Genomic DNA, 26,440 nt, shown 5'->3' on the forward strand with positions numbered 1-26,440 from the left:
TGTTACAATTGGTTAGAGACCGGTCAGGGCGATTATAATTTGTTGCCTTCTTTAGGGAAGACGGCTATTGGCGTATATTTTTTAGCTTCTTCGAAGTCCATGGTAGCATAGGAAATAATGATTACTATATCACCAGGGGCAACGAGGCGGGCAGCAGGGCCGTTCATACAGATAACGCCAGAGCCGCGTTTGCCTTTAATAACATAAGTTTCCAGTCTTTCGCCGTTATTTACATTGAGGACTTGTACTTTTTCGTATTCAATGAGACCCGCTGCATCCATCAGATCTTCATCGATGGTAATGCTACCTACGTACTGGAGGTTGGCTTCTGTCACGACCGCGCGGTGGATCTTACACTTTAATATTTCTATTTGCATAATTCAATCGACTCCCTGTGAGGAGGAGTGTCTGCAAAGCTATGTAAAATAATGTTTCGACCCAAAGCCGAAGTGATTCAAACAAAGACGCATAAGCAGCAAAGGGGCAATGGATTATGTTTGAAGGAATGTTAAGATATTATTTACGAAAATAATTTAACAATTCTTTGGACATATATAGTATAAAACTATTGCGTCTTTACGTTTCCTTTGCGTCTTTGTGTGAGAGGTTTACAGTTTGCCTTTAAGGATCATATTATCGATGAGGCGCACGCCGTCTAGCCAAGCAGCGATGGCAGCCACAACAACGGTATGGTCATCGGCAGGTTGATCGAGTGAGTGGAGCATATCGTCTTTGAGGGCGAGGATGTCCACGTATTCCGGTTCGAATCCAAGTTCTTTGAGTTGATCTATGGCTTCATGGGCTGATTCCATGAACAAGAGATCTTTACCGAAGTTATTTTTCAGTGTTGTCAATGCCTGATAGATGGCTACTGCTGTCTTGCGGGCAGCGGGAGAGAGGCGGACATTTCGGCTACTCATAGCGAGGCCGTCGGGCTCTCTTTCCGTTGGACATACAACTAATTCTGTGGAAGATCCAATGATTTTGAGTAACTTACTGACGATAAGACACTGTTGGAGGTCTTTCTGGCCCATAAAGAGTTTATTGGGTTGAACGATATCCAGCAATTTATGTACAATGCGGCCGACGCCCTGGAAGTGTCCTGGGCGGAATTTCCCCTCCAGAATGGATTCCAGGTCGCCAAAATCATAGTGGATACCGTCAGAAAGCCCTTCAGGATACATTTCATCTACGGATGGAAGGAAAACAATATCCGTTGATACATCATTTAATTTTTTAATATCGGCTTCAATTGTTATGGGATATTTTTCAAAATCTTTCGGGTCATTGAATTGAGTTGGGTTGACGAAGATGCTACAAACTACCACATCGGTATTTTTTTTTGCGGCCTGAATAAGTGACAGGTGCCCGCTATGCAGGGCGCCCATAGTAGGCACAAAACCAATTGTTTTGCCACTTTTTCTTACCAGGTCCAGGTGCTTCTTCAGGTCAATACCACGCTTAAATTGATACATAAAACATTGTTAAAAAGGATGTTAAAACTGACAGATTGGCCAATATTCCGTAAAAAATCCGTAATTTTGCAAGCCAAATTAAAAATTACTGCATTAATAATCAGCGTTAAATGTCCACAAAGAAAAGAATTCTTTTTATTGCCCAAGAGATGTCGCCTTACCTGGAATTGAGTGATTACGCGGCGATGGTCAATAAAATGGCAATTAAGTCCAATGAGGCCGGACTGGAAGTGAGAGTGATCATGCCGAGATTTGGAATTATTAATGAGAGAAGACACCGTTTGCACGAAGTGGTAAGGTTGTCTGGTATTAACATCGTGATTGACGGGGATGATTATCCGTTGATCATTAAGGTAGCATCGCTTCCTAATGCCCGACTGCAGGTCTACTTCCTGGATAACGAGGACTATTTCAAGCGTAAGACAGTATTTGCTGACGAGAATGAACAATTCTTTGATGATAATGCTGCCCGTGCTGTATTCTTCTGTAAGGGAGCTTTAGAAACGGTGAAGAAATTCGGATGGCCTCCGGACATCATTCACTGTAGTGGTTGGATGACCTCCCTGATACCAATGTATCTGAAAACTGCCTATAAGAAAGAACCGGTTTTTGCCAACAGCAAAATCGTTTACTCCATGCTTCCTAATACCTTCAAAGAAAAACTGGGAACAACTTTTGTAAAGAAAGCTACCATCAGTAACCAGATCAAAGAGAAAGATATGGAACTGTTCAAGGAAGGAACCAATTCCGCATTGAACAGAGGCGCTGCCAAATATGCAGATGCCGTGGTACTTGCAGCCGACAAACTGGAGAAAAAAGTGGTGGATGAGGTGAAGGCTGAAAAAGGCAAGATCATACTGCCTTTCAAGAAAGAAAATGAAGATCTGGGTGATTACCTGCAGCTATATAACCAGTTACTGGGTAAATAGCTTTGATGAAACGAATGTTCGGCAACTCAACTACTCATAAACACCATAACGCGTGAAGATTAAACTCAGGAACCTAAGCTACGTAGCTGCCATTGTCTCTGTATTATACGCATCCTCCGGTTGTAATCAGGCGACCCTCCTCGGTACAAACCTGATCCCTCCAGGGGATCTGGTAAACAGCCAGGATTCAATAGTTTCCAATATTATTACCAGGAACGTATCAAAATACGATTCAACTATAATCAACAACTTTAATAGCTATACGCATATTCTCGGCTCCATCACTGCAGATCCGGTATTTGGGAAAACCCATGCCTTCTTATTCATGCAGGTAGGGTTGCCTCAAAGTGCTTTTACTTTCCAAGGTACTAACCAAACACTGGACTCCGTAGTGCTCTCCCTGAGCTATTCTGGCTATACCGGGGATTCTACCACTCCGCAAACATTCAATGTTTACCGGATGAATGAACCAGGTTTCAAAATTGATTCCAATTATGCCTACAATAAAGTGTTGGGGTATAATCCAGGAGAATTGTTGGGTACTGCTACCGTTACACCGCTTTCTGCACGCGACTCTGTGAACGTGTTGGGAACGATGGAAGCGGCACAGATCCGTATTAAACTGAGCAGCGCTTTTGGTAACTTATTGCTGCAACAGAAGTCGGACGGCGCTTTTGCTACAGATTCCTCTTTCCGCGATTTCCTGAAAGGGTTTGCCATCATTCCGGATACCATGGCAGCGAACCACAAGAATATGCTGTATGTGAACATGAACAGTGTAAATACCAAACTGACCGTGTTCTATAAAGCCAATGGAAAAGACTCTACCATGCGTACCGCATTTGGCTTTAGCGGCTCTACCAGCGGCCATGCGACTACTTTCCTTCGTAATTATAACGGCTCTGAAGCAGGCAATTATATTAACACGAATAATCCTAAAGGCGACAGTATCCTGTTCTTGCAGGCGGCTCCTGGCTTGTTCACGAAAGTGACCATCCCTAATCTGGAGAATTTCCCGAATGTAATTATCAACTCTGCTGAACTGATTATCACGCAGATAACTGTGGGAGAAAGTGATAAAAATAATATTTTTATTGAGCCATCTAGCTTAACTTTGCGCCAGTATACAAACGGCGATTCCACCAAGGTCCCGATTGATGCAGGAAGTACAACTTTTTATACCGCACCTAAGCAGATTGTCACCAACTTTGGAGGTGTAATGGTTGCACAATACAAATTTAGCCTGAACCACTACATGGCTCAGTTGATCAAAAAGAATGAAACTAACAACGGATTCAAACTGGAGGGCTTCTCCTCATTGATGATGGATGTTCCCCGCGTGAAAGCTGGCGGTGGCAATCATTCTCAGTACAGTCTGAAACTGCGAGTTATTTATACCAAACCATAAAACTGCTAATCCAAGTTTTTTATGCCTTATTTATTTACATCTGAATCCGTTTCAGAAGGCCACCCAGACAAAGTTGCAGATCAGATTTCTGATGCGTTGATTGATAACTTCCTCGCATACGATGCCAAATCTAAAGTTGCTTGTGAAACACTGGTAACTACAGGTCAGGTTGTGCTGGCGGGTGAAGTGAAATCCGAAGCTTATCTCGATGTACAGGACATTGCCCGTGAAGTAATCCGTAAAATTGGTTACACTAAGAGCGAATACATGTTCGAAGCTAATTCATGTGGTATCCTCTCCGCTATCCATGAACAATCTCCTGATATCAACCAGGGTGTTGACCGTAAATCTCCTGAAGAACAAGGTGCAGGCGACCAAGGTATGATGTTCGGTTACGCTTCTCGCGAAACTGAAAACTACATGCCACTGGCACTGGATCTGGCACACAAACTGCTGCTGGAACTGGCTGAACTGCGCCGTGAAAATAAAGAAATCAAGTATCTGCGCCCGGATGCAAAATCCCAGGTGACTATCGAATACTCTGATGATAATAAACCAGTTCGTATCGATACTATCGTGATCTCTACACAGCACGATGATTTCGACCAAGACGAGGCTATGCTGGCGAAAATCAAAGCGGATATGATCAATATCCTGATTCCTCGCGTGAAAGCAAAACTGAAACCAGAACTGCAACATCTGTTCGATGGTTATGATATCCAACACCACATCAACCCAACCGGTAAATTTGTTATCGGCGGTCCTCACGGTGATACCGGCCTGACTGGCCGTAAAATCATCGTTGATACTTACGGTGGTAAAGGTGCTCACGGTGGTGGTGCTTTCTCTGGTAAAGATCCTTCCAAAGTAGACCGTTCTGCTGCTTACGCTACCCGTCACATCGCTAAAAACCTGGTTGCTGCCGGTGTTTGCGATGAGGTACTGGTACAGGTTTCTTACGCTATCGGTGTAGCTAAACCTTGCGGTATTTACGTGAATACTTACAATACTTCCAAAGTAAACCTGACTGATGGCGAAATCGCGAAGAAAGTGGAAGAAATCTTCGACCTGCGTCCGTACGCTATCGAACAACGTCTGAAACTGCGTAACCCAATCTATAGCGAAACTGCTGCTTATGGTCACATGGGCCGCGAACCTAAAGTGGTTACTAAAGTATTCAACAAAGGAAAGAAAAACGAAAAATCAGTGGAAGTAGAACTCTTCACCTGGGAAAAACTGGACTACGTTGATAAAGTGAAAGCAGCTTTTAATCTGTAAGCTTGCCCATCTTAAAAATAATAAGCGGCTGTTTCATCATGAAACAGCCGCTTTCTTTTATTAGTATATCTTGGATTCAACTGTTGATGGTAAACTCGCTTTAAAGGCCTCCAGATTCCTCCGTAATGCAGGTGCATCGGCACTGTCTAACGCGAAGAAATATACAATCCTATCTGCACACACTACATTGTCCTGTATACTCCAATTACCAGTTTCCGTCCACTTGCTATAGAGGGTAGGACCATACCAATCTCGATATATCACTGCCACCTTTACGCCTTCTTTTTGCAGGAATGTTTTCAGATAGTCGTTACTGTAAGTGCCGGTTAGTTTGCTTCTAGCTACTTCATTATTCCCTAAGCCCCATATATCTATGATGCGACTATCGGATAAGAAACTCACCGCGCCAATATCATTGGCCGCTACGGCGGTTCCTGGATAATATTGCTTCAGAAATTTTCCCATCTGTACCTGCTGCTCATAGATATTCCGACAAGCTCTATGTTGTACGCGATATCCAGCCACGGCTCTTGCAAAGAAGGGACTGCCAGCAAAGAAGAACAACAATAATAATATTACCTTCTGTGGTAATCCAATTCCTTGATACCAATTGACTACTGCTGGCCAGATACTCCATAACAATAAGGAGATGCTGATAATGGCCAGTCCTACCAAGTAGGCTTCATAACGGAACATCCAGCCTACTGCTGCCAATGCCATGTGCAAGGCACAGGCAATAGTCAATACGATACCAAAATACATGGCCTGTTGGGCGCGTGTGCCTGCTGCTTTGGCTTTCACCAATAAAACAAGTATAGGTACTATTATCAAAATTCTAATCAGAGAGGTACCGGAAATAGAGGTACTATAAGCTCTGGAAGGATCTGTATGAAATAAACCCTGTACTGTACTATTGCCATACATTAGTCGATAGATCAATATTTCTTGGAGTACTTGTGCCATACCGCCTGAACTGGCCGCACCGCCACTACTTTTCAATAATACGGAGTTAGGCAGTATATAACCACCATGAGCTACGGAGATAACCGCGAACAAGACTACGGGGAGTATTGCTAGGATACCCATTATCAGGGCGACTTTTATCTCCCTAAAATATAATAACAACAAACCTGCGGACCCTAATAAGAATAATGATTCAAAGCGGGCGCCAACCATCAAGGCGCCATACGCGCCACTGATCAGTATTTGCTTTGTACTTATCTTCTCTGCGGTGATCATCTCTACAACAGCCTGTAAAAATAACAGGGAGAACCACAAGTGCAACAGGTGTTCCATACCTGTAAGTATGATGACGGTAAATGGCAGTAGTATAATCAATGAAAGTAGGACTAATAGTCGGCCTGTAGCCGGCATAGCATATTTCAACAGTATACGATGTACACTATATAGCAAAAGGTAGGCGGTTACCACATTAATCCAGAATCCCACCATATAACCGTTAACGCCTGTACGAAAAATGATGGCCAGGATAACTGTAAATAATGGAGAGGAAGAGGCAGAGCCATAGGCATCAGGGGTAATTCCCCAAACGCCATGTAGCCCGAAGTTTTTGGCTACCGCCATATGAATAAAAGCGTCATCCAGCGAATAACAGAAGTGGCCGCCAGTCAATTGAGAAATCCTAATCCAGGAATATATTAGCAATACTGTCAGAAAAATCCAGGCGAAGTAAAGCGGTTTGTTTTGTTTCATCCGTTGCAGATTGATTATTTACTCATTAATTGAATCGCAGCTTCCAATGGCATATTGATGGAGCTTTCCAGGTCTATCTTTGCCTGATTCATGTCTCTGGTCAGTTTTACATTCTGTACCATTTCTACATTGTAGGATTTGTAAGCAGCACTGTAAACCTCCAGGGTAACCTCTCCTGCAGCAAATTTCTTTTCAACCGACTGAAAATTATTCAGTGCTTCTTCCAACAAGGGGAGATGTAGTTCAAACAATTTTTTAGTAGCAACAAAAATTTCGTAATCTGTCAACACTTTATTCCTGCTACCGCGCAAATCTGCCTGTCGCTCTGCTTCGTATAGTTTCTTCTGCGCCTGGGCAATTTTTACATTTCTCGGCGTAGTAAAGAAATCACCCAGAGTGAAAGCCAGTCCTAGGTTATAGGTAGGATAATAATTATTTTTATTATTATCGTTTTTAGGATCATTAGGATTATTGTAATAAGTATTGTTCCTATTGAAACTATTTTCATTTAGGTTGGTGAAAAAAGTAACATGGGTGAGCCATTGTGACCTGGCATTGGCAATTTGATAATCGCTGATTTTTTCCTTGGTCTCTACAGCATCCTGTATAGGCGTCTTGCTAGCAAGGTCAATGAGCAATTGCTTGAAACGTGCTTCCAATACGGGGCTTTTCAGGATGTTATTAAGCCCCAGGGAATCTTTTTGGGCCTGCACATGCAGCACAAAACAAAGGGATAAAGCGAACAACAGCAGTTTTTTCATACATGCTTATTTTCAGTTACAAATATTTTGATTTCACAATCACGCCAGTCATGGCATTCATAAAAATGGCCGTTTCCATCAATCCACCTGTTTCCTGGGCATACATAGAGATGACCACAGCAAACACCATGGATACGGCGGAAATAGCCAGCAGCTTGTCCAATTCATCTGTGAACCGGAAGTAATTGCCAATGCAAGTACTCATTTGTATATAATGAAATATCAATACAATGATGAGCATTATCCAACCCATTTCCAGTACAATCCTTACCAGTCCACTATCTGGCGGAAAGCCTGCCAGCGGATGCCCGGGATTATAGGCCTTACCTTCTCCACCAATAGTGAAAAGGCCGCCGCCAAAAGGATGCGAATACATAAATGGTTGCACACTATGCCTGTTTACTTCCCGCACATTTAACGATGCATCTTCTGTACCGATGAAGGCCGTTCTTACGCGGTTAAGCGTGGCATTACCATAGAAGGGACCAAATAAAATTCCACCGCCGATGATGGTGAACAACATCGCGGCAATAATGGTATTCCGCTTGTGAATGTTTACCAAGAGGAAAAGAAATAGTCCTGCTGGGATCATCACATATCCGGTTCTGGTGCCGGAATATCCTAGTGCCATCAAGTGAAATAATAGGGCTACCAATATGACCAGTTTCTTTCCCCAACTGATGACACTTGTACTGGCACTGAGCAGTATCAACAGCATAACGGAAGTAGCGGCCATCATAATCCCATAAACGGCCGGATCACTCATCGTGGAGGATACACGCAGATGTCCGTCGATCATAGTGGTGGCCAATTTCTCGGGGGTGGCCATCATGTAGGCCACTTCCCAGGAAGGAAGTCCGAACCACTCCTGGATACAGCCATAGACCGCGGTCACCGTGGATAGGCCCAGCCAGAACTTGAAAAAGGTATAAATGTCTTTCTTCGTCTTGAGTACCATGGTGGTTAAAATGGCAAACAGTAAGTAACGAAGTAGGATACGCATAAATACCACCAGTGTATCCTTACCAGGAGCCATAGGGTTAAACCCTTCCAAGAAATAATATATAAACTGCAAGTAGAGCAGCAACAATAAAGGTTCTTTATAATAGTTTACTGGGTTTTCACTCTTGCGATTTTTCTTGAGTAGTGTTCCCAGTACTGCACTGAATAGCATAGTATCCAGCGCTAAACCCACCTGCACCTCCTGGCCGTAAATTCGTTCAAAAAAGCGGATAGTCATCACCGTTGTAATGGTGATATAAAATCCCATCTTAGCACTGTTGAAGCATACTACAGCCAGCGTAATACCGAATATGGCAAACAAGATCAGCACCCCCATTTTAAAGTCGCTGGAGGTGATGTAGGATATCAGTGGTACTGCTATGGTGAGCAGTGCCAGCAAAATAATATTTGATCGCTGTAGCTTTACCGCTTCCATAAATTAGAGAAACATAACTTTTATTAACAAAGACAACAGTACGATCGCAATGAAAATATTGATCAGCCGCTGGTGAAAGCCCGTGCTCATCTGTTTGCCAGCTTTCTTCATAGTGGTTGTTTTTTAACAGTAAAAGGACCTTTGAATAACCAGCCCATTCTCAACGCCATTAATGTTTTATATGCCAGTATAGATAATGGAATGGCGGTTACTATCAGGATCAATAATAACAACGGCACATTCGTTATGAGTCCGCTTTTCAGCAACAGACTCCTTACCACCGCGGCCAGCATCACATGCATCAGGTAAATGTAGAGGCTATAATGACCAATCGTCTTCATAAATAATAACTTTTGATGACCCGATAACCAGGCGGAAAGCATCATCATGAATACGCTACCAATCAATGCTATCACGGCATACAGATAAAGATTCATCTGTTGGTGATAGAGAAAATACCATTGGGATAACACGAATACCGGCAGAAATAGTAGTAGATTATAGCCAGACGCGAGTCTGTCTTGCATCGATTTTTCCAGTAATAGTGGCGCTGAGAGTACTCCAATACTAAAGAAAATGTAATGCAGCATGACATCATAAAAAGTGCTCCATTGCATGACCAGCGGGGCGAGTGCCAGGAAAATCAATCCCAGCAATAATTGTAGCCGGTCGTTCAAGCCTAGCACGATATGATTGAATAGATATAGTGCTGTTACATTAAACAAGGCAAACAGGTACCAAAGTTGATCTAACCCCCTCGGCTGTACGATAATATCCAAGTAATTCCATACTGTTCTATTGGCGTTGGCATATTTTGCAAAGACGATTTGCAAAGTGATCTGGATAACCGCCCACAGTACATATGGATACAACAGGTTATTTACTCTTTCTGTAAATAAGCCACCAGGGCCACGTTTACGCAGTCCTGACTGGAAGAAAAGGCCAGAAAGCAAGAAGAACAATGGCATACGGAAGCTGAACAACATGTTATTGCCGTCGATAATCCACTGTGCCACTGGCAGACCGCTATGCTGTAATCCATACAGCATATGACGGTACACCACCAAGATGATGGCAATGCCCTTGGCATAGTCGACCCACTCAAAGCGTGATGCTGCTGCTTTTGGAGCTGGTGCAATATCAATGGTAGCGGTGCTCATCTTATAAGGTCAGGTAATCTTCTTTTACTTTATTTAATACGGCGCCAATGCATTTGTCGCCCAGGTTATGCAAAAACTGGATGGACTCTTTATCGGTCTGTGTTAGAGAAGCGCTTGAAGAAAATACGGCAATAACGCCTTCCACATAGTTCACCAGTTCTTTACTATCGGTGTAATCATTGAGTGGCGCACCTTCCAGCAGAATAAAATCGTAGTGCTTCGCCAGCTCCGGCAAGTAATTGAGCAAGTGATTTTCCGGCAGAATTTCAGAGGGCGTATAGTCGCCACCTTTACAGCCAATTACTTCTACACCTTCAGAAGGATACCTCGTTACGATATCTTTGATTTTTTCCATGCTGAATTTCCCAGGAGGGATAGACAAACTTTCCAAGGTGGGCTTGGCTTCCAATTGTACGGTCAGGTCATTGTTACAGAAATTGGTATCAATGATGAGTACTTTTTTATTGCTCAGGCTCAGACTATAGGCGAGGGCTTGCGTCAGCGTGGTTTTACCTTGCTGTGATTCTGTACTGGTAAACAGGAATATCTGTTTGCCACTATGTTCCACCTCATAGCGCAACTTTCGTAGGAGCTCTCGGAAAGTATTCTGTCGTTGCTTCTTATCATCCGGCGCTACTTTCACTCTTTTCTGTAAGATTTCCAGGATGCTGTATCTGTGAAGATCTGTACGATTGATAGTACTGATCAGTTTGAGGTCCACAGAGCGTTCAAAGATGGAGGGCGACTTCAACGAGTTATCTAGGAACTCCATGAAGATAATGGCCAAGGTGGATAAGAAGAAAACGGATATGCCCGAAAGACTCATCATGATGAGCCTTTTAGATGATTCAGGTTTGATAGCAGGTTGTCCTACCAGGCTTTGTTTGAACCCATCCTGGGGAGCAGCGCGATTATCAATTGCGGCATTAAGTTTTTCTTTCAATTTATTGTAATCCTCTTGGGCCACGGTTACTTCCTGCTGCAGAGAGCCTACTGTGGCCTCTTTGCTGGCGTAGGAGCCAAGCGTACCGCGGAGGGAAGCGATCCTAGATTCAAGGGTAGAAATGTTCATCCCGGTAGCTTTGATCTGCGCTTGCAAGCTACCTTTCTTTTGTTGCAGTTCATCTATATTGGTCACATTCTTACCAGATGTGGTGGTCATCTGATCCAGTTTACCTTGTAACTGTCCGCGTAAGGATTTGATCTTCGCCTCTAATGCATCATCTGAGCCACCGCCTTTTTGATACTCTTCATTGAGGTCGTTGATCTGACGACGTAGTGAGATAATATCTGCATTGGTACCAGTATTATATACTGTTTTTCCACTGCTGGCAAGGGACAACTGGTTATTGACATTTTCCAGGGATGCCTGGAGCGTATTCATATTAGCTTTTTCATCGAACAACTTTTTCTCAAAACCTTTTATCTGGTCCATCTCACTACCACTGGCGGATTCCACGTTTAACACACGTTCAGAAGCTTTATAGGCGCGAAGCGCTTCTACTTTTTGGTCCAGTTCTTTTTTCTTCTGTACAACGAGGCTTTCGAAGGTTTCCACGTTTTCTACCGTCTGTTCTGAGCGCTGACTGCGATAGTAGCGGATGAATTCTGCATACAGTCTGTTGACTATATATGCGGAAAGCTCCGGATGTTCTGAACTGGCAACGAGATTGATATAGTCCGTGCGATTTAGGCGTGATACAAACAAAACATTGCGCACCGACTCATAATCATACCCATAAATCTTTAACACCTCTTCTAGTTCTTTTTCATCTGGGCGGTAGGCACTCAACATCTGCATGGAATCGTGTTTCTGCTGACAGAGCATCAACATCTTTTGTTTGTCCGCCTTTTTCATCACGGGGTTCTTCAGTTGCGCTTCTTTCAAGGTGCGGAAAGGTTGCCCTTTTCCGCCCATATCATGCAACAGGAGGTCGTAAGAAAGTAAGGAGATCACAATAGGAGAGGTAACGGTCGTGATAATACCGTCAAACTTCTGGTCTACCTCAAACATGTTGACGTGATCATCGCGTAGCCTGATCTGGTCGGTGTAAGTGAGTCCGGTGGCCATTTGTGCGGTCGACACATACAGCCTGGGTTTGTTCATGGTGAAGAAGAAGGCTGCCACTACAGCCAGCATTGAGCTGATAAGAATCAGCCATTTTCGTTTCAGTAGTGCCTTCAGAAAATAGATTACATCCATATAAAATTCAACTTTTCGCTTTCATCCAGTTGCTGGAAAAGAGATGCCGCGGGTGCAGCATCTCTTTCCAACAAGATTGAATGATTATTTTTTATTGTTTGATCGCACGAATGACTTTCGTCTTATGCTGATCATCGGTTAACCTAATGAGATAGTATCCTGGTATAGTGATACTTCCTCCTGTATTGATTCTCAGTGTAGACCTTCCTTTTGGTACCTGCGACAGCATTTCGCCGTATACCAGTTGTCCATTGAGGTTGAACACTTCCAGCAGCACGCTTGAACTACGTTGCATACTCATGTCAATGTTCAGTTGATTGACAAATGGATTCGGGAATGCGCTGACATCTGCAAATACCGTTGATGTGTTGCCGTTAGTTGCATTCATAGCTGGCTGGTCTGCGGCTACCTTTACATTCTGATTCAATGTTTGTAAAGTACCTGGAATCGCTCCTGGGTTAGAAGGAGTGAAACCTTGAATCACCATTGCGCCCAGTAAGCCATAGCTAGAAGTTGGACCCGCGTCTACATCCAGTCTAATTTCACCATTCTGGTTTGGTACCACATTGTAAATGGTGGCAGTACCTTGGGTGTTGTAATAAGCATTCAACCAGGTTACTTGTTTGCCATTGGCTGTAAACTTGGTATTGTAATCCATCAGGTCAAGTGCACTAGAGAAGACGGTCAGGTTGTAGGCCAGTGACTGGTTGAGTCCTGTGATCTTCATGCTGGCGTGCGCGCCTGCGAACAATACAAAGTTTTGTCTCATCACTGCATCCGGATATACACCGGAGTTATTACCTGTATTCATACCCTGGCCACCATAAATCCCTGCGAAGTTGTCCATTATCGTCATACCGATATTGGTAGGCATACCACTATCATCCAATAAATTGGAGATCAATACACCCGGAGCAGGGCGTCTGGCGGTATTATTCCAAGGTGTTGGCGCGAGGCTGGTATCACAGAAGTTGACATATACATTCAGGGCATAAGTGGTACCACCGGCGCTGCCGCTGTAGTCGGAATAGACGCCTGATTTCACCGCTCTTATACGATAGATATAAGGTGTGTTAGGAGTCAGGTTGGTGTCCATATAGGAGGTTACGCCAGCCGCTGTAGTAGTTAAGAGCGATTCCGTACCGGTAATGCCAGTTTTCCTATAAATCTGGAATCCGGTTTCGTTGTTGCTACGATCTGCCCATACGAGGGAAATCCGTTTGCTGTCGAGCACTGTTGCACGGAGGCTACCAGGACTAACCACTGCTACTGTTGGATCGTAGGATTCTACCACCAGGGTATTGATGTAAGCCCATGACTTCGCATCTTGTGTAGCAGGTTTGGTGAGCGTTATGAGTGCGGAATCACCACTAGGGGTTACTCCGTTGACCTGCACTGTTTTACCGATGTTGTAAGCACCGTTGAGCGTAACGGTCTGACTATTGACTGTATAAGATGTAGAAGCGTCATAACCATAGTTCTGGCTACCAAAGAAAACGAAGTTGTATCGTTTGTTTGGATCGAGGCCATGCACCACCATCTTAGCAGTACCGCTCTTCAGATACCAGGATGTCATCATCACGGAATCTTGGTAGATACCTACGTTCTGACCTGTGTTCATACCATTATCGGTATTCCATCCGTCTCCAAAGGTGGTCAGCAGTTTAAATGTCATGCCGTTTGGCGTGTTATTTTCATCCACTACATTGTTTCCTGAGTTAGAGCCGATCAGTGGAGCACCTAACAGATTGTTCCAAGGCGCCGCTGCTGGCTGAGTACCGCCAAGGCTGAAGTAAGTCAGTGTAGTATTTTTATCAGATACAAACAGTCTGAAACTTCTAGAGCCAGTACCACCATGGGTATCTTGCACTGTGACTGTGATATTATAAGTACCAACGTTATCTGTAGTTGGATTGAACACCAGTTGACCATTACCGCTGCCAGCATCTGTAAATGTTACGAAAGATGGCAATCCGGCAGCCAAGAGTTGCAGGCCAGGTTGATCTACTGCATCATCTGTTGCATGGAGATTGATAGTTACCCCACTACCTGCGCGCACTTTAACATCTGGGATACTATCCAATACTGGATCCCTGTTTGGTAAAGTGATACCGGCATAGTTGGTAAAGGTAGAACCACCTGCACTGTTGTAGGCTCTGATTTTGTAATAATAAGTCTGATTCCCAATAGCAGAAGTGTCTATATAACTGGTCGCATCCGGAGGAGTGCTAGCCAGCAATGTGTAGTTGTTAATGCTATCCTGACTTCTGAATATCTGGTAGCTCAATTCATTATAGGCAACATCTATCCAAGTTAATTTTGCTTTTTGATTTTCTAAATTGACTGCAAAATTCTTCGGCATGGCAGGAGCGAGGCCATCATCGTAATTCCAGCCAAGTTCAATCACACTGAACTCACCCAGATAACTTGGATCTTTTCTTAAACCCGCGGCGAGGATAGTACCGTCTGCATTGGGTTTAATATTGTAGAAATTGGCTGTGTTACTATAGTTATTCCTGGTATAAAGTACTACAGTGCTGTCACCCACACGGTAAGTGGTGGCGCCGTTCGCATTGTCCATCCAGGAACTGCTTCCAGAGAAGAATTTCAAATAGTACACTTTTGAAATATCCAGTCCGGAAATTATTACCGGTATAGAGTCCGGTTGATTGTAAGTTAAGGCTCCGAAATAAGTGTATTCATTGAAAACTTTGGCTGGATAAGCAGTGGTTGCACCGCTAGGAACAACAGGTGGACTCGGATCCCAGAGCATACCTAAGTTCTTCAACTGGATACCTATTCTAGTAGTATCACCCGGCTCAGTTCTGAGGTTAGTCATGGTATTTGTGGAGCTAATATTCCATCCATCCCATGAGGAAACTGTTCTCCTGTTGAAATTCATCAACACCCGACCATTTGGATGGCCTTTACTGATAATCAGTGTAAATGTCTTCATATCAGTACCGCCTTTGTTATCCGTTACCCGTACGGTTACAGGATAAGTACCTGCATCCACATAACCAGGATTGATGGTAGCGGTACAATTCAGACCGTTGCCATTCAAGGTAATGAAGGATGGTAAATTTACACCGGTCCAGGTGAAGGTATTAGTGGTATCCTGGTCGGTAGCAGTCAGATTGATTACTTGTGTCTCTCCTTCATTCATACTCACATTCGCAATCGGATTGAGTACGGGAGGATAGTCATCATTGATGAGGAGGTTGAAGCTAGTCGTATCGCTGCCGCCGTGGTTATCATTGGCAATGACTACCATATTCAGGTAAGTACCTTGTTTGGTAACATCTGTGGCCACATTGAGATACGGGCCAGTAGGACCATTCATCAATGTAATAAAGGTAGGCAGGTTCATGAAGCTGAACGTAATCGGATCCCCATCCGGATCTGTAGCTACCAATGGAATCTGAATTGGATTATCGTACCTGATAGTTCTGCTTGGAATAGCGGCTACCACCGGCGGGTTATTCGGAGCAGTAGCAGAAGCTACATTGGAGAAATTAGATTGACCGCCATCGTTGGTTGCACGAACACGATAGTTATATGTTTCATTGGCGAAAACGCTGCTATCTGTATAGGTTCCCTGAGCGCCAGTTCCTGTTACCGGTCCTATTGTAGCGAGGGCGCGGAAATCAGTGCTGCTGCCCACGGAGCGTTGGATTTCATATTGACTCTCATTGCTGGCATTGTCTGTCCAGGTAATTTTAATGTTTTTACCTTGAACGGCTGCTGTCAATGTACTTGGGTCTGCCGGTACTGTTGGAAGGCCACCAGTATTCGTCATGTTCAAAGGTAGCGTACCTGCTTGCAGCGCCCCAATGGCGGCAGCATTCAATGCACTGTCGATAACAATAATATTATCAATCACACCAGAGAAGGTACCTGGAGAACCGTCATTAAATGCATTGTTGGCAGCATTAGTACTGCTGGCTTTACCAATATAGGCGATATCGGTACTATTGGTAATAGCGGTGCTGGTATTGCTGGTGCTGGTATATCCCAGGCCGTTCAGATATATTGTCAGTTTACCATTGGTATCAAACACTACTGCCACATGATACCAGGTGTTATTGCTCAACTGAGGAGTAACAGTGGCTTTTATGACAGTGGTACCACCACCGCCACCATAGGCCGCTTCCAGCACTTTATTATTCAGGCGAATCGCTAGCCCGTTGCCACGGGTTCCCTGTTCAAAGATATACTGATTGGCATTCGTCACATTGGTAGGTTTGACCCACATGGAAATGGTGCGCTTGCTGAAGTTATCCTGGAGGAAGCTACCGGAAGTCCCATTGCTGACAGCGAGGTAAGCATTCGTATTACCAGCGAAAACTGCTGCCTGGGAGCCTTCTTTCACATCAGTGGAAGTATAGGTCACTGCAGATCCTGCTGTGGCATTATTGCCTGCGTAGCTGGAGTCGGCAGTATTACCATTCAGTTTCCAGATGGCAGTATATGGATAAGAGTTCAACTGTGCGCTGGAGCCATATTTATTTACAGCCAGTACGCGGTAGTAATAGCGGGTATTAGGTTGTACCTGCATATCTGTGTAGCTGGTGATATTGGGAGACACGCGTCCGACGATAGTGAACGTGCCCTTCTGAGCGCTAGCTCTGTAAATTTCGAAGGCTTCCTCATTGGTGCCATTATCTGTCCAACTTATGGTCACACTCTTATAGCCATTGGCTACTGCGGTGATGCCAGAGGGAGAGGCCGGCGCGGTACCTGTGCTGGTAGCGCTTTCCTGTAGATAAGAAGGATCGATGTCTACAAAACTACTGGTACCAGGGATCTGCCATTTTACTTGCATTACCTGATCACCTCCTGCCTGGAAGAATACAGCGGTAATAGGTACCACTTGCCCTGCTGTTAGGGAGATACTGCCAGTGGCAGTTTGTGCAGCATGGGCGCCGTCATTGTTAACGGTGGCGGTACCACTATATGTATAGGCTTTATTGACGAACAGTTTACTACCATCATCAGAGTAGGTAGAGAATTGGTAGGTACCGGTAACGGGTATACGAAGATATCCTGTCCACATCATACCATAATTCACATCCCTTTGACGAACAGAAATATCTGTGCTGGTGCTGTAACCGGTTGCCAGCGCCGTTAACGTACCGAAGTTCGGTAAGTTTGACCAGGTGGTACCACTTGGGGTTTCGTAATAAGTCCATTTCCAGCCACGCCCGATCGCGTTAACGGAGAGCTGTGTACTAGGAACGGAATAGTTGCCACTCAAGTCTTTCGCAACTACGTATATGCTATAATATTGTTGACTGGTCAATCCGTATAATACCACATTCGTCTGACTGGCATCTACCGTATAGGTTTTAACGCCATTGACGTACACATCATAAGAGGCAACGCCTACATCATCTGTAGAGGCATCCCATGCAATTGGAATGGAAGTGCTGGTGCTGGCGCCATTCAGACGTAGATTGGCCGGAGGGGTAGGAGGATTCGTGTCTGCAATCGTGGCACCGCGAACCTCTGCAGATAGAGGGCCAGCAGCGTTATTATTGATAGGACGAATGACATAATAATAATTGGTATTAGGGATCAATCCATTGTCGGTATAGGTGACAATATCCTGTAGAACCTTTGCTACCAGTGTATATGGACCTCCTGGGGTCAGCGAGCGATATACTTCAAAGAATGTTTCATTATAGAGTGGATTTGCTTTGTCTGTCCAGTCGAGGCGCAGCGATGTTTTTGATACTGCCGTTGCGGTGAGTGACTGTATAGGATCCGGACCATTTGGGCCCTTTGCATTTACCACGAGGAAAGGTGCAGAAGGATTGCTGGAGCAACCGTATTGTTCTGTCACGGTCGCGGTGTAACTGCCTACTACGCTAGTGGTATAAGTACTATCTGTACTGAGCAGTTGATTAGAGGAGTTAAACCAGTTATATACCGTATATCCCGCAGGCAAGCGCATAGTGACACTAGTGCTGCCATCTGGGGCTGGTATCACATTGCTCTTCATGCCTGTTGAAATCGGAGGCGTTTGTGTAGGTGCTTTGATCTTTACTACCAATGGAGTAGGAGAGAACACAGACCAGGTGAGGCCATTATCGTTCGAAACACTTACTGCATAGGAACCAAGTGCGGTAACACTGATGGAATTGGAATTTGAATTAGGAATGTCCTGCCCATCTTTCTGCCATTTGTAGGCAGAAAAACCAGGAGAAATACCCACGGTAAGGCCAATAGGATCTCCGACACAGAATTCGGCTCTCCCAAACAATGGATAAGGGGTCAGTATATGCGCCCTGTTCATGGTTGGAAGAAAATCACTCTCCGCCCAGGCATGATACCAGGTATCGTGTGCTACGCCATCGTAAATAGTGTATCGAATGTTGGCACCGGCTGCTTTAGCAGTGTTGACTACATCCGTAGATGTATATGGTGCAGGAGAGCCATCCAGCGCTCCTTGGAAAAGCCATACGGGCGTGAATTTGTACTTGTCTATGTTTGCCGGATCTTTCAATGATACACCTGAACTACTCATAGGTAAGCAAGTAGCTACATATGAAGGGTAGGTCAATTTGAAAGTCCATGTACCGGCGCCTCCACTGGAAAGACCATTATCGATTACACGTAGCAGGTCTACTTTATTGTTGGCTGCCATGTAATCGAGAATTTCTTTAGTGCGACTCAATTCAAAATCTGTCCAGAAGCCGCCGGTGCTTTGGGGATACAAGAGGTAACCGTCGAACTGGCCGTTCAACACTGCGTTACTGAAGATGTAACCGCCGTGATACAGTTGCCATTCATTATCCTGGATAGGACCGGCTTCACCTCTACCGTGAAAGAATACGAAGATGGGGTATTTTTTTCCATCGTTGGCGGTGGGGTTATAGGATTTTGGAAACTGCACACGGAAAGCCATACCCTTGTAGATATATGCTTTCAGGGCAGTGGATTTCCAGCCATATGGCATGTTACCACTCCTGTCGGTGCTAATCCATTTTCCTATTACGCCATCTGCAGGCTGAGCGGGCAATGTGCCGCCAGTGTACCTGACGATGGGATCATTGGGGTCAATAACGCTCTGTGAACTGGCCTGCTTGAAACATAGCAGAAGAACGCAGAACAGGATTTGTAGAAATTTTTGCATAACATTCATGTTTATGAATAGGACAGTGAATTGCGCTGTAACTATTGATGCTCGCGTATGGCATACGAAAACGCCCATACGAAAACGCATGAATTCCAAAGGAGATGGCAAAAATTGTTGGAGGATTGGGATTAATTATTCCAAACCAAAGTTGGCTTTAACGAAGGATAAGGTGAATTATTGGTAAGGTTGTATTACTGGGGTCCCCGAGTATGTAGGCAATCACGACTGTACTCTATATATTCTTCTCGAGGTATATCCGGTATCGGCCGCTAATTTACTTCGACACTTTCAATTCGTCATTATTTTTAGGTAAAAGTTATTTTTTTGTTAGGGAACGTATCGTTTACCCGGTTGAATGCAACCCACTGCTATAAGCCCGCAGCACGTTCCGATCGCTCCCAAACCGCGGATTGACGCCCACGCATAAAGCGAATGAATCCTTTATATACAGCGATATTCATGAATACAAAATAAAATGGAATATAAAAGTATTTGATCTTCACATGGTGCTGAGCCATCAAAAATCCCGTATAGGCGGCACCGTAGAACAACATTTGCAAAGCGAACAAGATAAGATACGTATAGCCGGCATCGTTAAAAACCAAGATAAGATTACTGAGGAGCAGTAGCGCCAAACATAAGGGGGCCAAGGTCCATCGCAATACTCTGTGAGAAACGTACTGCCAGGTAATGGCAGGATAACGGAAAATATTTAACAGGTCAGACAAGCGACCTATTGCCTGAAAGCCCCCAGCAGCAATCCTTACCTTACGTTTGAATTCTTCTGCCAGTGACGCTGACGGCGATTCCATCGCATAGGCATGTGATTCATACTGCACGGTATAGCCCATCTTATTAATATTAAAGGAGATCATGAAATCATCCAAGATCGTGTCTTCCGAAACAGGTCTATATAACTTTGTTCTAACGGCCAACAATTCTCCTGCGGCGCCCATCACACTATACAACTCCGCATCCCAGCGTTTGAGCAACGATTCATACTTCCAGTAAGCACCTTCTCCTGCACCTTCTGTACCACTGTCGTTCCGAGCAATTACTTTCTTTTCTCCGGCCACTGCACCTGTTTTTTCGTTCCGAAAATGTTTCACCAACTCACGCACTGCCTCTGGATTCAAGAGGGTATTGGCATCAGAGAAAATGACGATCTCAGTGGTCACCAGTTTCATCGCACGGTTGACGGCTGCTGTTTTTCCATTCCGTTGTGGTTCATATAACAATTCCACCCCTTCATACTTGCTGATAATATCATTCGTAGCGTCTGTACTACCATCTGTTACAAACAGTATTCTGCATTTGTCACGAGGATAGTCCAGCTCCAAAGTATTCGCAATTTTCAGATGAATAAATGCACTCTCATTGTATGCAGCTACCAAAAATGTAACATCTGGCGTGTAGTCATCATCGTTATTTGGCACTGCTGGCCAAAAAATGCGTTTGATCCGCAGTACCAAGTACAAAACAATACCATATCCGAGGTAACTGTAGAAAATAGTAATCAAACTAAACAAACATAGGAATTTCCAAATATTCATAGATACCATACTAGCGAAATAGGAAATAAGTTTCAAGAGATAAAAAGCCAATTAGCATACCCACGGCAAAACGTGCTAGCTTCCAGTAATTGAGGCGATCATAAGGTACGAGCAACAGTACTGCCAATGCCGCAGCCTGCGCCACATAGCGGCTGCTGAACAAATGTGTGACACCACAACTGGTAGCCAATATTAATAAGCAACTGGCCAAAAGAAAGAGATATGTCTCTTCACTTCTCCTGATCCACGCTTGGTACATACTACATACTAGATAATATAAGGCTACGGTAGCCAATACTGGAGAGATCACAAATGGATAGATACGCACCATAGCCGTTGGCAGTACCTTCTCCAGGGCTTCGCTCAGTGGGGCATAGCTGTAATGCAAAACAAATATATTCAGTAGAGAAAACACTAGGTAAGTAATCAGCAATCCTCCCAGTATCTTGCGGTTAAATATAAACCAGGAAGGGGCGATAATGATCGTCATCATGGCGCCATAGGCAAAGGCAAGAATGCCATGCCAAAGACTAAATCCTCCGGCCGCTACCAGCGCCTGTTTGGGAGGCATTAATCCTTTCCATATATATATAACCGGCGCACAAATGGCCAACGCTGTCAACGCAAATAAAATGATGACCATCCATCGGCGACTATCCCTCCAATGATGTAATATTAATATCCCTGATGCAGGAATCATCACTATAAACGGACTCCTTCCCAATACGGCCAATCCCATGGCTACACCGGCTAATAAACTATATAATACACTTATTGTAACCGATTGCATGCTGTTTATACTTAGCAACAGCCAGTAAATCGCCAGCAGCGAAAAGAAGAGGGGAGGTATCTCTGTTAACGCCATACCAGATACTTGCCAGATCATTGGTACGGCCATTATATTCAATGCATATAGGAATGCAGTGCCTGCATTTATCTTGTAGTGTTGTACGATAATTCGTACAAGCATGAAGGTGATCCCTGCGAGTAATGTCATGTTCACTAGGCGCAAGCCTGGCATCTGCCACTGTGTTAGAAAATACAATGGATAGTGTATCATCTGATACAAGGGACCAGGCGCCTGATCATTCATCTCCAGTAAAAACCGGGCAGAGAGGCCTTCCTTTTCCATGAGGAAAAGATTACGGATAAACAGCGGCTCATCAAAGAGAGGAGGTTGCCGGTGCAGTAGCGTAATGAGTAACAGGAATGCATATCCGCCAATTCCAAGTATGAGTAATAGTCTTTTTTCCATATGTAACGGGGATTTGGGATTGGGACATGAAGGCATTAGGTATTTTTGGGAACGTAAAATTATAAATCAATATCAGTATTTCAAAATCATACACTGAAGAATATTATTTATGTGTATGTGTTTTTTGCACTTACGCTTAAATTTGATGCATTCACCGGAAAAAAATAACTGTTTACCAAAAAGATGATGGTGTATTTATAAAGAAATATAATTTTACGCTCAATCTGAATCGCCCGGTTGTGGCTAAAGTATTAAAAAACAAATAACAACCTATGACCCTGAGATGCCACCGTATCTCCGTAAGTATCCTCCGAGAAACCACCTGATAAAAATCTAATATTTTCGACCAGATCCCATAAAAAGCCTTCTCATGGTTTGGCTGCCGCATTGGCTGCACCCATGTCAACTTTTTAAACATTTAAACCAGAAGGTGGAATGAAAAAGAAAGTATTAATAATTGATGATAGCTTACCTATCAGATTTTTACTGGAGGCAATCTTCAGCAAAAATTACCATGTGGTGTCCGCGCAGGACGGACTGGTGGCTATGTCGTGGTTATCGAATGGAAATATGCCAGACTTAATTATTACTGATTTACAAATGCCAAATATAGATGGACATGAACTAGTACAGTTCCTGTCTGCTAGTAATTTATATAGAGAAATCCCCGTAGTTGTATTGTCTGCCTGCAACGATGCAGACACCATTGCTGCTGTCAACCAACATCAAAATGTTCAGGCCTTTTTCAGCAAACCCTTTGATCCTGTACTGTTGTCGACGTCTGTGGCTGATATTATGAATGGCCAACTGGTTGCAGCCAGCTAACCCCCCCAAACGATTGTTTTAACGCCAAATAGTAATTATGGGAACGTTTACACCTGGATTAACTCCTGTTGCATCACTGAAACCTGTGAATGAGAAAACGGAAACTGCTGTGATTCGCCAACTTAACCCTGAAAAGATTATCATCTTCGTCGGAAACACTTACCTGGATATCAGAGATACGCCCGGTAATTTCAAATTCCTGGTAGTCCAGGACCTGTCCGCCGCGCAGGCAGCCATTTCTGAAGTATTAAATGTGTTCAGAAAAATACCTGCTGTTATTATCTATCGATTTAACAGCCGCTATGAAGAGGAATGTGAACAATGGGAAAAATACTTCCAGGATAACCAGATCCTTCGCTCTATACCCTTCTTTATGTATTCTGAGCAAGTATCTGAACAGTTGAAAGCTTTCGCAAGGAAATACACTTTCATCGATGAGGTGATTACAAGAGATTGTCTGCTACATACCCTCGATAAGAAAATTGCTTTCGTTAGCAAGTTCAAGTACCTCAGTGTTATTACTCGTCAGGATAAACCTGCTGAAAAAAGAACGAACCTGTCTATAGGCTACCTTATGAAAAGAGGAGTGGATATATTACTGGCAAGTTCCGCACTGCTGCTATTGTCGCCATTCCTGCTGGTAATTGCACTGATGATCCGACTTGAATCTAAAGGCCCAGTGTTTTACGCTGCCAAACGTGCAGGTAAAAACTATAAAATTTTCAAGTTCTACAAATTCAGAACCATGGTGGCTGATGCAGATAAAAAACTGCAACAGCTCCAACACCTGAACCAGTACAGCAAAAATGAAGGCGGTGCGGTGTTCTATAAAGTATCAAATGATCCCCGCATCACCAAATTGGGCGCCTTCCTGCGCAACTCCAGTATCGACGAACTACCACAACTGGTAAACGTAATCCTGGGCGATATGTCGCTGGTGGGAAACCGCCCCCTGCCTTTGTATGAGGCGGCTACACTTACTACGGACGACTGGTCCCAGCGTTTTAATGCGCCAGCCGGCATCACAGGTCTGTGGCAAATTAGCAAACGGGGAAATAAGGATATGTCTGCCGAAGAAAGAATAGGTCTGGATATCAATTATGCCAACAAACATTCTTTTGGCTATGATATGTGGATTATGATGAATACACCTTTTGCCTTGGTGCAAAAAGAAAACGTATAGTAATGACCGTTATTGAAGTGATGTTGTTTGTTGTGCCGGCTTTCTGGGTATTGTATAACCTGAAGTTCTGCCTAGCGGCAACGATCGCTGGAAAGAAGAAAAGCAATACGCCTTATCCGGAGGCGTCTCGCCGGTTTGTGATTCTTGTGCCTGCTTACAAGGAAGATGGAATTATTCTGTCTACCGTACAGGCACATGAGGCATTGCATTACCCAAGAGAACTGTATGATATCGTAGTGATTGCAGATTCATTGCAACCTGCTACCATACAGACTTTACAGGCAACCAGCGCAATTATTGTAACAGTGCAGTTTGAGAAAAGCACCAAGGCCAAAGCCCTGAATGCAGCCATGAATCAGTTGGAAAAGCAATATGATGGTGCTGTAATCAGTGATGCGGATAATCTCCTGGACCCCGACTTCCTCCTGAAAATGAACCAGGCTTTCGGCGAGGGACATGAAGTGATCCAAGCCCGCAGGGTAGCGAAGAATATTGATACGCCATTTGCCATACTGGATACTGCCAATGAAATTATCTCCAATCATATCTATAGGAGGGGGAGTAATGCCATGGGCCTTTCCTCCTCTGTCATAGGATCGGGGATGGTCTTCAATTACCGGCTCATCAAGGAAATATTTTCCCGGATTGATGGAACCGGAGAAGATAAGATACTACAGATGATGATTGCGGAGCATAAAATTTTTACTGAACTGGGATTACCGGTTCAGTCAATTTTTTATATGGAAGATGCGCTGGTTTTCGATGAAAAGATCGATAACCCCGCCGCTTTCGCACGTCAGCGAAAACGCTGGCTGGCAGCGCAATACAGCTATCTGTGGGAATATCGTAAGAATGGCTGGGAGGCCTTGAAGAAAGGGAATTTCGATTACCTGAATTTATTTCTTTGTCATAACCTAATGCCACCCCGGATGCTGTTATTGGCATACCTGACGTTGGTTCCAGTTATCTACCTCATTTTTGGCGCCTACCTGTTTATCCCTTACTGGTACTGGTTGATTCTTTGGGGGCTCAATGCCATCAGCCTGTTGTTGCCCATTCCGCGGCAATTCTTCCACCGCTACTTTGTGCAGGCGATCATCAGCCTGCCAAGGGCTATCGGTATCATGGTGGGTTTGCTCTTCCGATTGAAAGGCGCCGGTACTGCGTTTATCCATACTAGTCATCATAAAACCGCTGTAAATAATCCACTGGTTGATGCAGAAAGATAAGTACATACCGCTTGTTTCTATAGTAACGGTCAACTACAATAATGCGGCCGTTACGGCTGCGTTATTGGCGTCTGTGGCCCGTAATGATTATGAGCGAGTAGAGATGATAGTGGTAGACAACGCTTCGTCGGAAAATCCCACTGCCCAGTATGCGAAAGATTATCCCTGGGTTAAAGTGATCCGCAGTGAAACCAATCTGGGATTTGCTGGTGGAAATAATCTGGGTATGAAGGCCGCCACCGGCGACTACCTCTTCCTGGTAAACAATGATACAGAGTTTACGCCTGGCCTGATCCCCGCACTGCTGGAGGTTTTCCAGGCATGCCCGGATGCAGGTATCGTCAGCCCTAAATTTCATTTTTTCTACGAACCCGGGGTGATTGAATATGCAGGCTATAATAAAGTGGATGTACTAACAGGCCGCAATTCCATGATTGGAAGAGGACAACGAGATGATGGTCAGTATACCGAACTATCAAATACCTGGTATGCACATGGGGGCGCGATGATGATAAAAAGAAGTGTATTGGAAGAAGTGGGACTGATGCCGGATATGTATTTTCTCTATTACGAGGAACTGGATTGGTGCGAACAATTCCGTAAAAAAGGCTACCAGATGTACTTTCAGCCTGCCGCCCTGATCTACCATAAGGAATCTATGTCTACTGGTCGCAATAGCCCTTTAAAGACGTACTACCTTACCCGTAACCGGATTTTATTTATGAGACGCAATGTGAAATGGCACCAGTTGATGCTGTTTGCAGGCTACTTCACTTGTATCACAATACCGAAGAATACCCTCAGTTTCTTGTTCCGTAGGGAATCTGAGCATCTGAAAGCATTTTGGAAAGGTGTTTCCTGGCACTTGAAATGGCAGTAAACACTGATT

The 26,440-nt window shown here is 44.2% G+C and carries 17 protein-coding genes; 7 read left to right on the forward strand and 10 right to left on the reverse strand.

The genetic code is table 11. From position 1 onward, the window contains the following. Positions 1-32: 32 nt before the first annotated feature. Both panD and panC read right to left on the reverse strand, forming a co-directional pair. Entirely contained in the window at positions 33-377 is a 345-nt protein-coding gene (panD, locus tag JO154_RS14220) for an aspartate 1-decarboxylase (RefSeq protein WP_291946592.1), read from the reverse strand. Positions 378-608: 231 nt separating this feature from the next. Beyond that, positions 609-1,475, reverse strand: a complete 867-nt coding sequence (gene panC, locus JO154_RS14225) for a pantoate--beta-alanine ligase (protein ID WP_291946594.1) — start codon at positions 1,473-1,475, stop codon at positions 609-611. A gap of 110 nt (positions 1,476-1,585) precedes the next feature. On the opposite strand from panC, the gene JO154_RS14230 reads away from it, so the two are divergent. Genes JO154_RS14230 through metK form a run of 3 tightly spaced genes read left to right on the forward strand, consistent with a single transcriptional unit; the run spans position 1,586 to position 5,090 of the window. After that, positions 1,586-2,404: a glycogen/starch synthase gene (locus tag JO154_RS14230; protein ID WP_291946596.1), complete on the forward strand. Its 819-nt coding sequence runs from the start codon at positions 1,586-1,588 to the stop codon at positions 2,402-2,404. Positions 2,405-2,456: 52 nt separating this feature from the next. Next, positions 2,457-3,812, forward strand: coding sequence for a DUF4270 family protein (locus tag JO154_RS14235; RefSeq protein ID WP_291946598.1), 1,356 nt, complete (start codon positions 2,457-2,459; stop codon positions 3,810-3,812). A 21-nt stretch (positions 3,813-3,833) separates the two neighbouring features. Continuing rightward, positions 3,834-5,090, forward strand: coding sequence for a methionine adenosyltransferase (metK, locus tag JO154_RS14240; RefSeq protein ID WP_291946601.1), 1,257 nt, complete (start codon positions 3,834-3,836; stop codon positions 5,088-5,090). 60 nt (positions 5,091-5,150) lie between these two features. On the opposite strand, the gene JO154_RS14245 is transcribed toward metK, so the two are convergent. The 8 genes from JO154_RS14245 to JO154_RS14280 form a co-directional block, all read right to left on the reverse strand. Beyond that, the gene (locus tag JO154_RS14245) at positions 5,151-6,803 is read right to left on the reverse strand and encodes a hypothetical protein (RefSeq protein ID WP_291946604.1); all 1,653 of its coding nucleotides are present in this window, start codon (positions 6,801-6,803) and stop codon (positions 5,151-5,153) included. 14 nt (positions 6,804-6,817) lie between these two features. After that, the gene (locus tag JO154_RS14250; protein ID WP_291946605.1) at positions 6,818-7,564 is read right to left on the reverse strand and encodes a TolC family protein; all 747 of its coding nucleotides are present in this window, start codon (positions 7,562-7,564) and stop codon (positions 6,818-6,820) included. Between the two features lie 16 nt (positions 7,565-7,580). Further along, complete coding sequence (locus tag JO154_RS14255; RefSeq protein WP_291946607.1) at positions 7,581-9,002, reverse strand: O-antigen ligase family protein; 1,422 nt, start codon at positions 9,000-9,002, stop codon at positions 7,581-7,583. Between the two features lie 107 nt (positions 9,003-9,109). After that, the gene (locus JO154_RS14260) at positions 9,110-10,162 is read right to left on the reverse strand and encodes an acyltransferase (RefSeq protein WP_291946609.1); all 1,053 of its coding nucleotides are present in this window, start codon (positions 10,160-10,162) and stop codon (positions 9,110-9,112) included. Position 10,163: 1 nt separating this feature from the next. Beyond that, entirely contained in the window at positions 10,164-12,365 is a 2,202-nt protein-coding gene (locus JO154_RS14265; RefSeq protein ID WP_291946611.1) for a hypothetical protein, read from the reverse strand. Positions 12,366-12,456: 91 nt separating this feature from the next. Next, complete coding sequence (locus JO154_RS14270) at positions 12,457-19,503, reverse strand: LamG-like jellyroll fold domain-containing protein (RefSeq protein ID WP_291946613.1); 7,047 nt, start codon at positions 19,501-19,503, stop codon at positions 12,457-12,459. A gap of 371 nt (positions 19,504-19,874) precedes the next feature. Further along, positions 19,875-21,059 (reverse strand): glycosyltransferase family 2 protein, encoded by a 1,185-nt coding sequence (locus tag JO154_RS14275; RefSeq protein ID WP_291946615.1) that lies wholly within the window; start codon positions 21,057-21,059, stop codon positions 19,875-19,877. A 10-nt stretch (positions 21,060-21,069) separates the two neighbouring features. Continuing rightward, positions 21,070-22,314, reverse strand: coding sequence for a hypothetical protein (locus JO154_RS14280; protein WP_291946617.1), 1,245 nt, complete (start codon positions 22,312-22,314; stop codon positions 21,070-21,072). Between the two features lie 435 nt (positions 22,315-22,749). Here JO154_RS14280 and JO154_RS14285 point away from each other — a divergent pair, with 435 nt between their 5' ends. The 4 genes from JO154_RS14285 to JO154_RS14300 are packed head-to-tail and all read left to right on the forward strand — an operon-like array spanning position 22,750 to position 26,431. Beyond that, positions 22,750-23,139, forward strand: a complete 390-nt coding sequence (locus JO154_RS14285) for a response regulator (protein WP_291946619.1) — start codon at positions 22,750-22,752, stop codon at positions 23,137-23,139. 37 nt (positions 23,140-23,176) lie between these two features. Then, positions 23,177-24,322: a sugar transferase gene (locus JO154_RS14290; RefSeq protein WP_291946621.1), complete on the forward strand. Its 1,146-nt coding sequence runs from the start codon at positions 23,177-23,179 to the stop codon at positions 24,320-24,322. A 2-nt stretch (positions 24,323-24,324) separates the two neighbouring features. Next, entirely contained in the window at positions 24,325-25,551 is a 1,227-nt protein-coding gene (locus JO154_RS14295; protein WP_291946623.1) for a glycosyltransferase family 2 protein, read from the forward strand. Next, the gene (locus JO154_RS14300) at positions 25,538-26,431 is read left to right on the forward strand and encodes a glycosyltransferase family 2 protein (protein WP_291946625.1); all 894 of its coding nucleotides are present in this window, start codon (positions 25,538-25,540) and stop codon (positions 26,429-26,431) included. The genes JO154_RS14295 and JO154_RS14300 overlap by 14 nt, the downstream gene beginning before the upstream one ends. The last annotated feature ends 9 nt before the right edge of the window (positions 26,432-26,440 follow it).

Origin of the sequence: Chitinophaga sp. (genome assembly GCF_019236475.1) — a bacterium.
Classification (GTDB): domain Bacteria; phylum Bacteroidota; class Bacteroidia; order Chitinophagales; family Chitinophagaceae; genus Chitinophaga.

Bases quoted from the DNA above. Each gene is read 5' to 3' on its own strand.
- JO154_RS14255 (WP_291946607.1), bottom strand. From the start codon at position 9,002: ATGGAAGCGGTAAAGCTACAGCGATCAAATATTATTTTGCTGGCACTG.
- panD (WP_291946592.1), bottom strand. From the start codon at position 377: ATGCAAATAGAAATATTAAAGTGTAAGATCCACCGCGCGGTCGTGACA.
- JO154_RS14260 (WP_291946609.1), bottom strand. From the start codon at position 10,162: ATGAGCACCGCTACCATTGATATTGCACCAGCTCCAAAAGCAGCAGCA.
- JO154_RS14285 (WP_291946619.1), top strand. From the start codon at position 22,750: ATGAAAAAGAAAGTATTAATAATTGATGATAGCTTACCTATCAGATTT.
- panC (WP_291946594.1), bottom strand. From the start codon at position 1,475: ATGTATCAATTTAAGCGTGGTATTGACCTGAAGAAGCACCTGGACCTG.
- JO154_RS14290 (WP_291946621.1), top strand. From the start codon at position 23,177: ATGGGAACGTTTACACCTGGATTAACTCCTGTTGCATCACTGAAACCT.
- JO154_RS14250 (WP_291946605.1), bottom strand. From the start codon at position 7,564: ATGAAAAAACTGCTGTTGTTCGCTTTATCCCTTTGTTTTGTGCTGCAT.
- JO154_RS14265 (WP_291946611.1), bottom strand. From the start codon at position 12,365: ATGGATGTAATCTATTTTCTGAAGGCACTACTGAAACGAAAATGGCTG.
- JO154_RS14300 (WP_291946625.1), top strand. From the start codon at position 25,538: ATGCAGAAAGATAAGTACATACCGCTTGTTTCTATAGTAACGGTCAAC.
- JO154_RS14270 (WP_291946613.1), bottom strand. From the start codon at position 19,503: ATGCAAAAATTTCTACAAATCCTGTTCTGCGTTCTTCTGCTATGTTTC.
- JO154_RS14280 (WP_291946617.1), bottom strand. From the start codon at position 22,314: ATGGAAAAAAGACTATTACTCATACTTGGAATTGGCGGATATGCATTC.
- metK (WP_291946601.1), top strand. From the start codon at position 3,834: ATGCCTTATTTATTTACATCTGAATCCGTTTCAGAAGGCCACCCAGAC.
- JO154_RS14275 (WP_291946615.1), bottom strand. From the start codon at position 21,059: ATGAATATTTGGAAATTCCTATGTTTGTTTAGTTTGATTACTATTTTC.
- JO154_RS14295 (WP_291946623.1), top strand. From the start codon at position 24,325: ATGACCGTTATTGAAGTGATGTTGTTTGTTGTGCCGGCTTTCTGGGTA.
- JO154_RS14245 (WP_291946604.1), bottom strand. From the start codon at position 6,803: ATGAAACAAAACAAACCGCTTTACTTCGCCTGGATTTTTCTGACAGTA.
- JO154_RS14230 (WP_291946596.1), top strand. From the start codon at position 1,586: ATGTCCACAAAGAAAAGAATTCTTTTTATTGCCCAAGAGATGTCGCCT.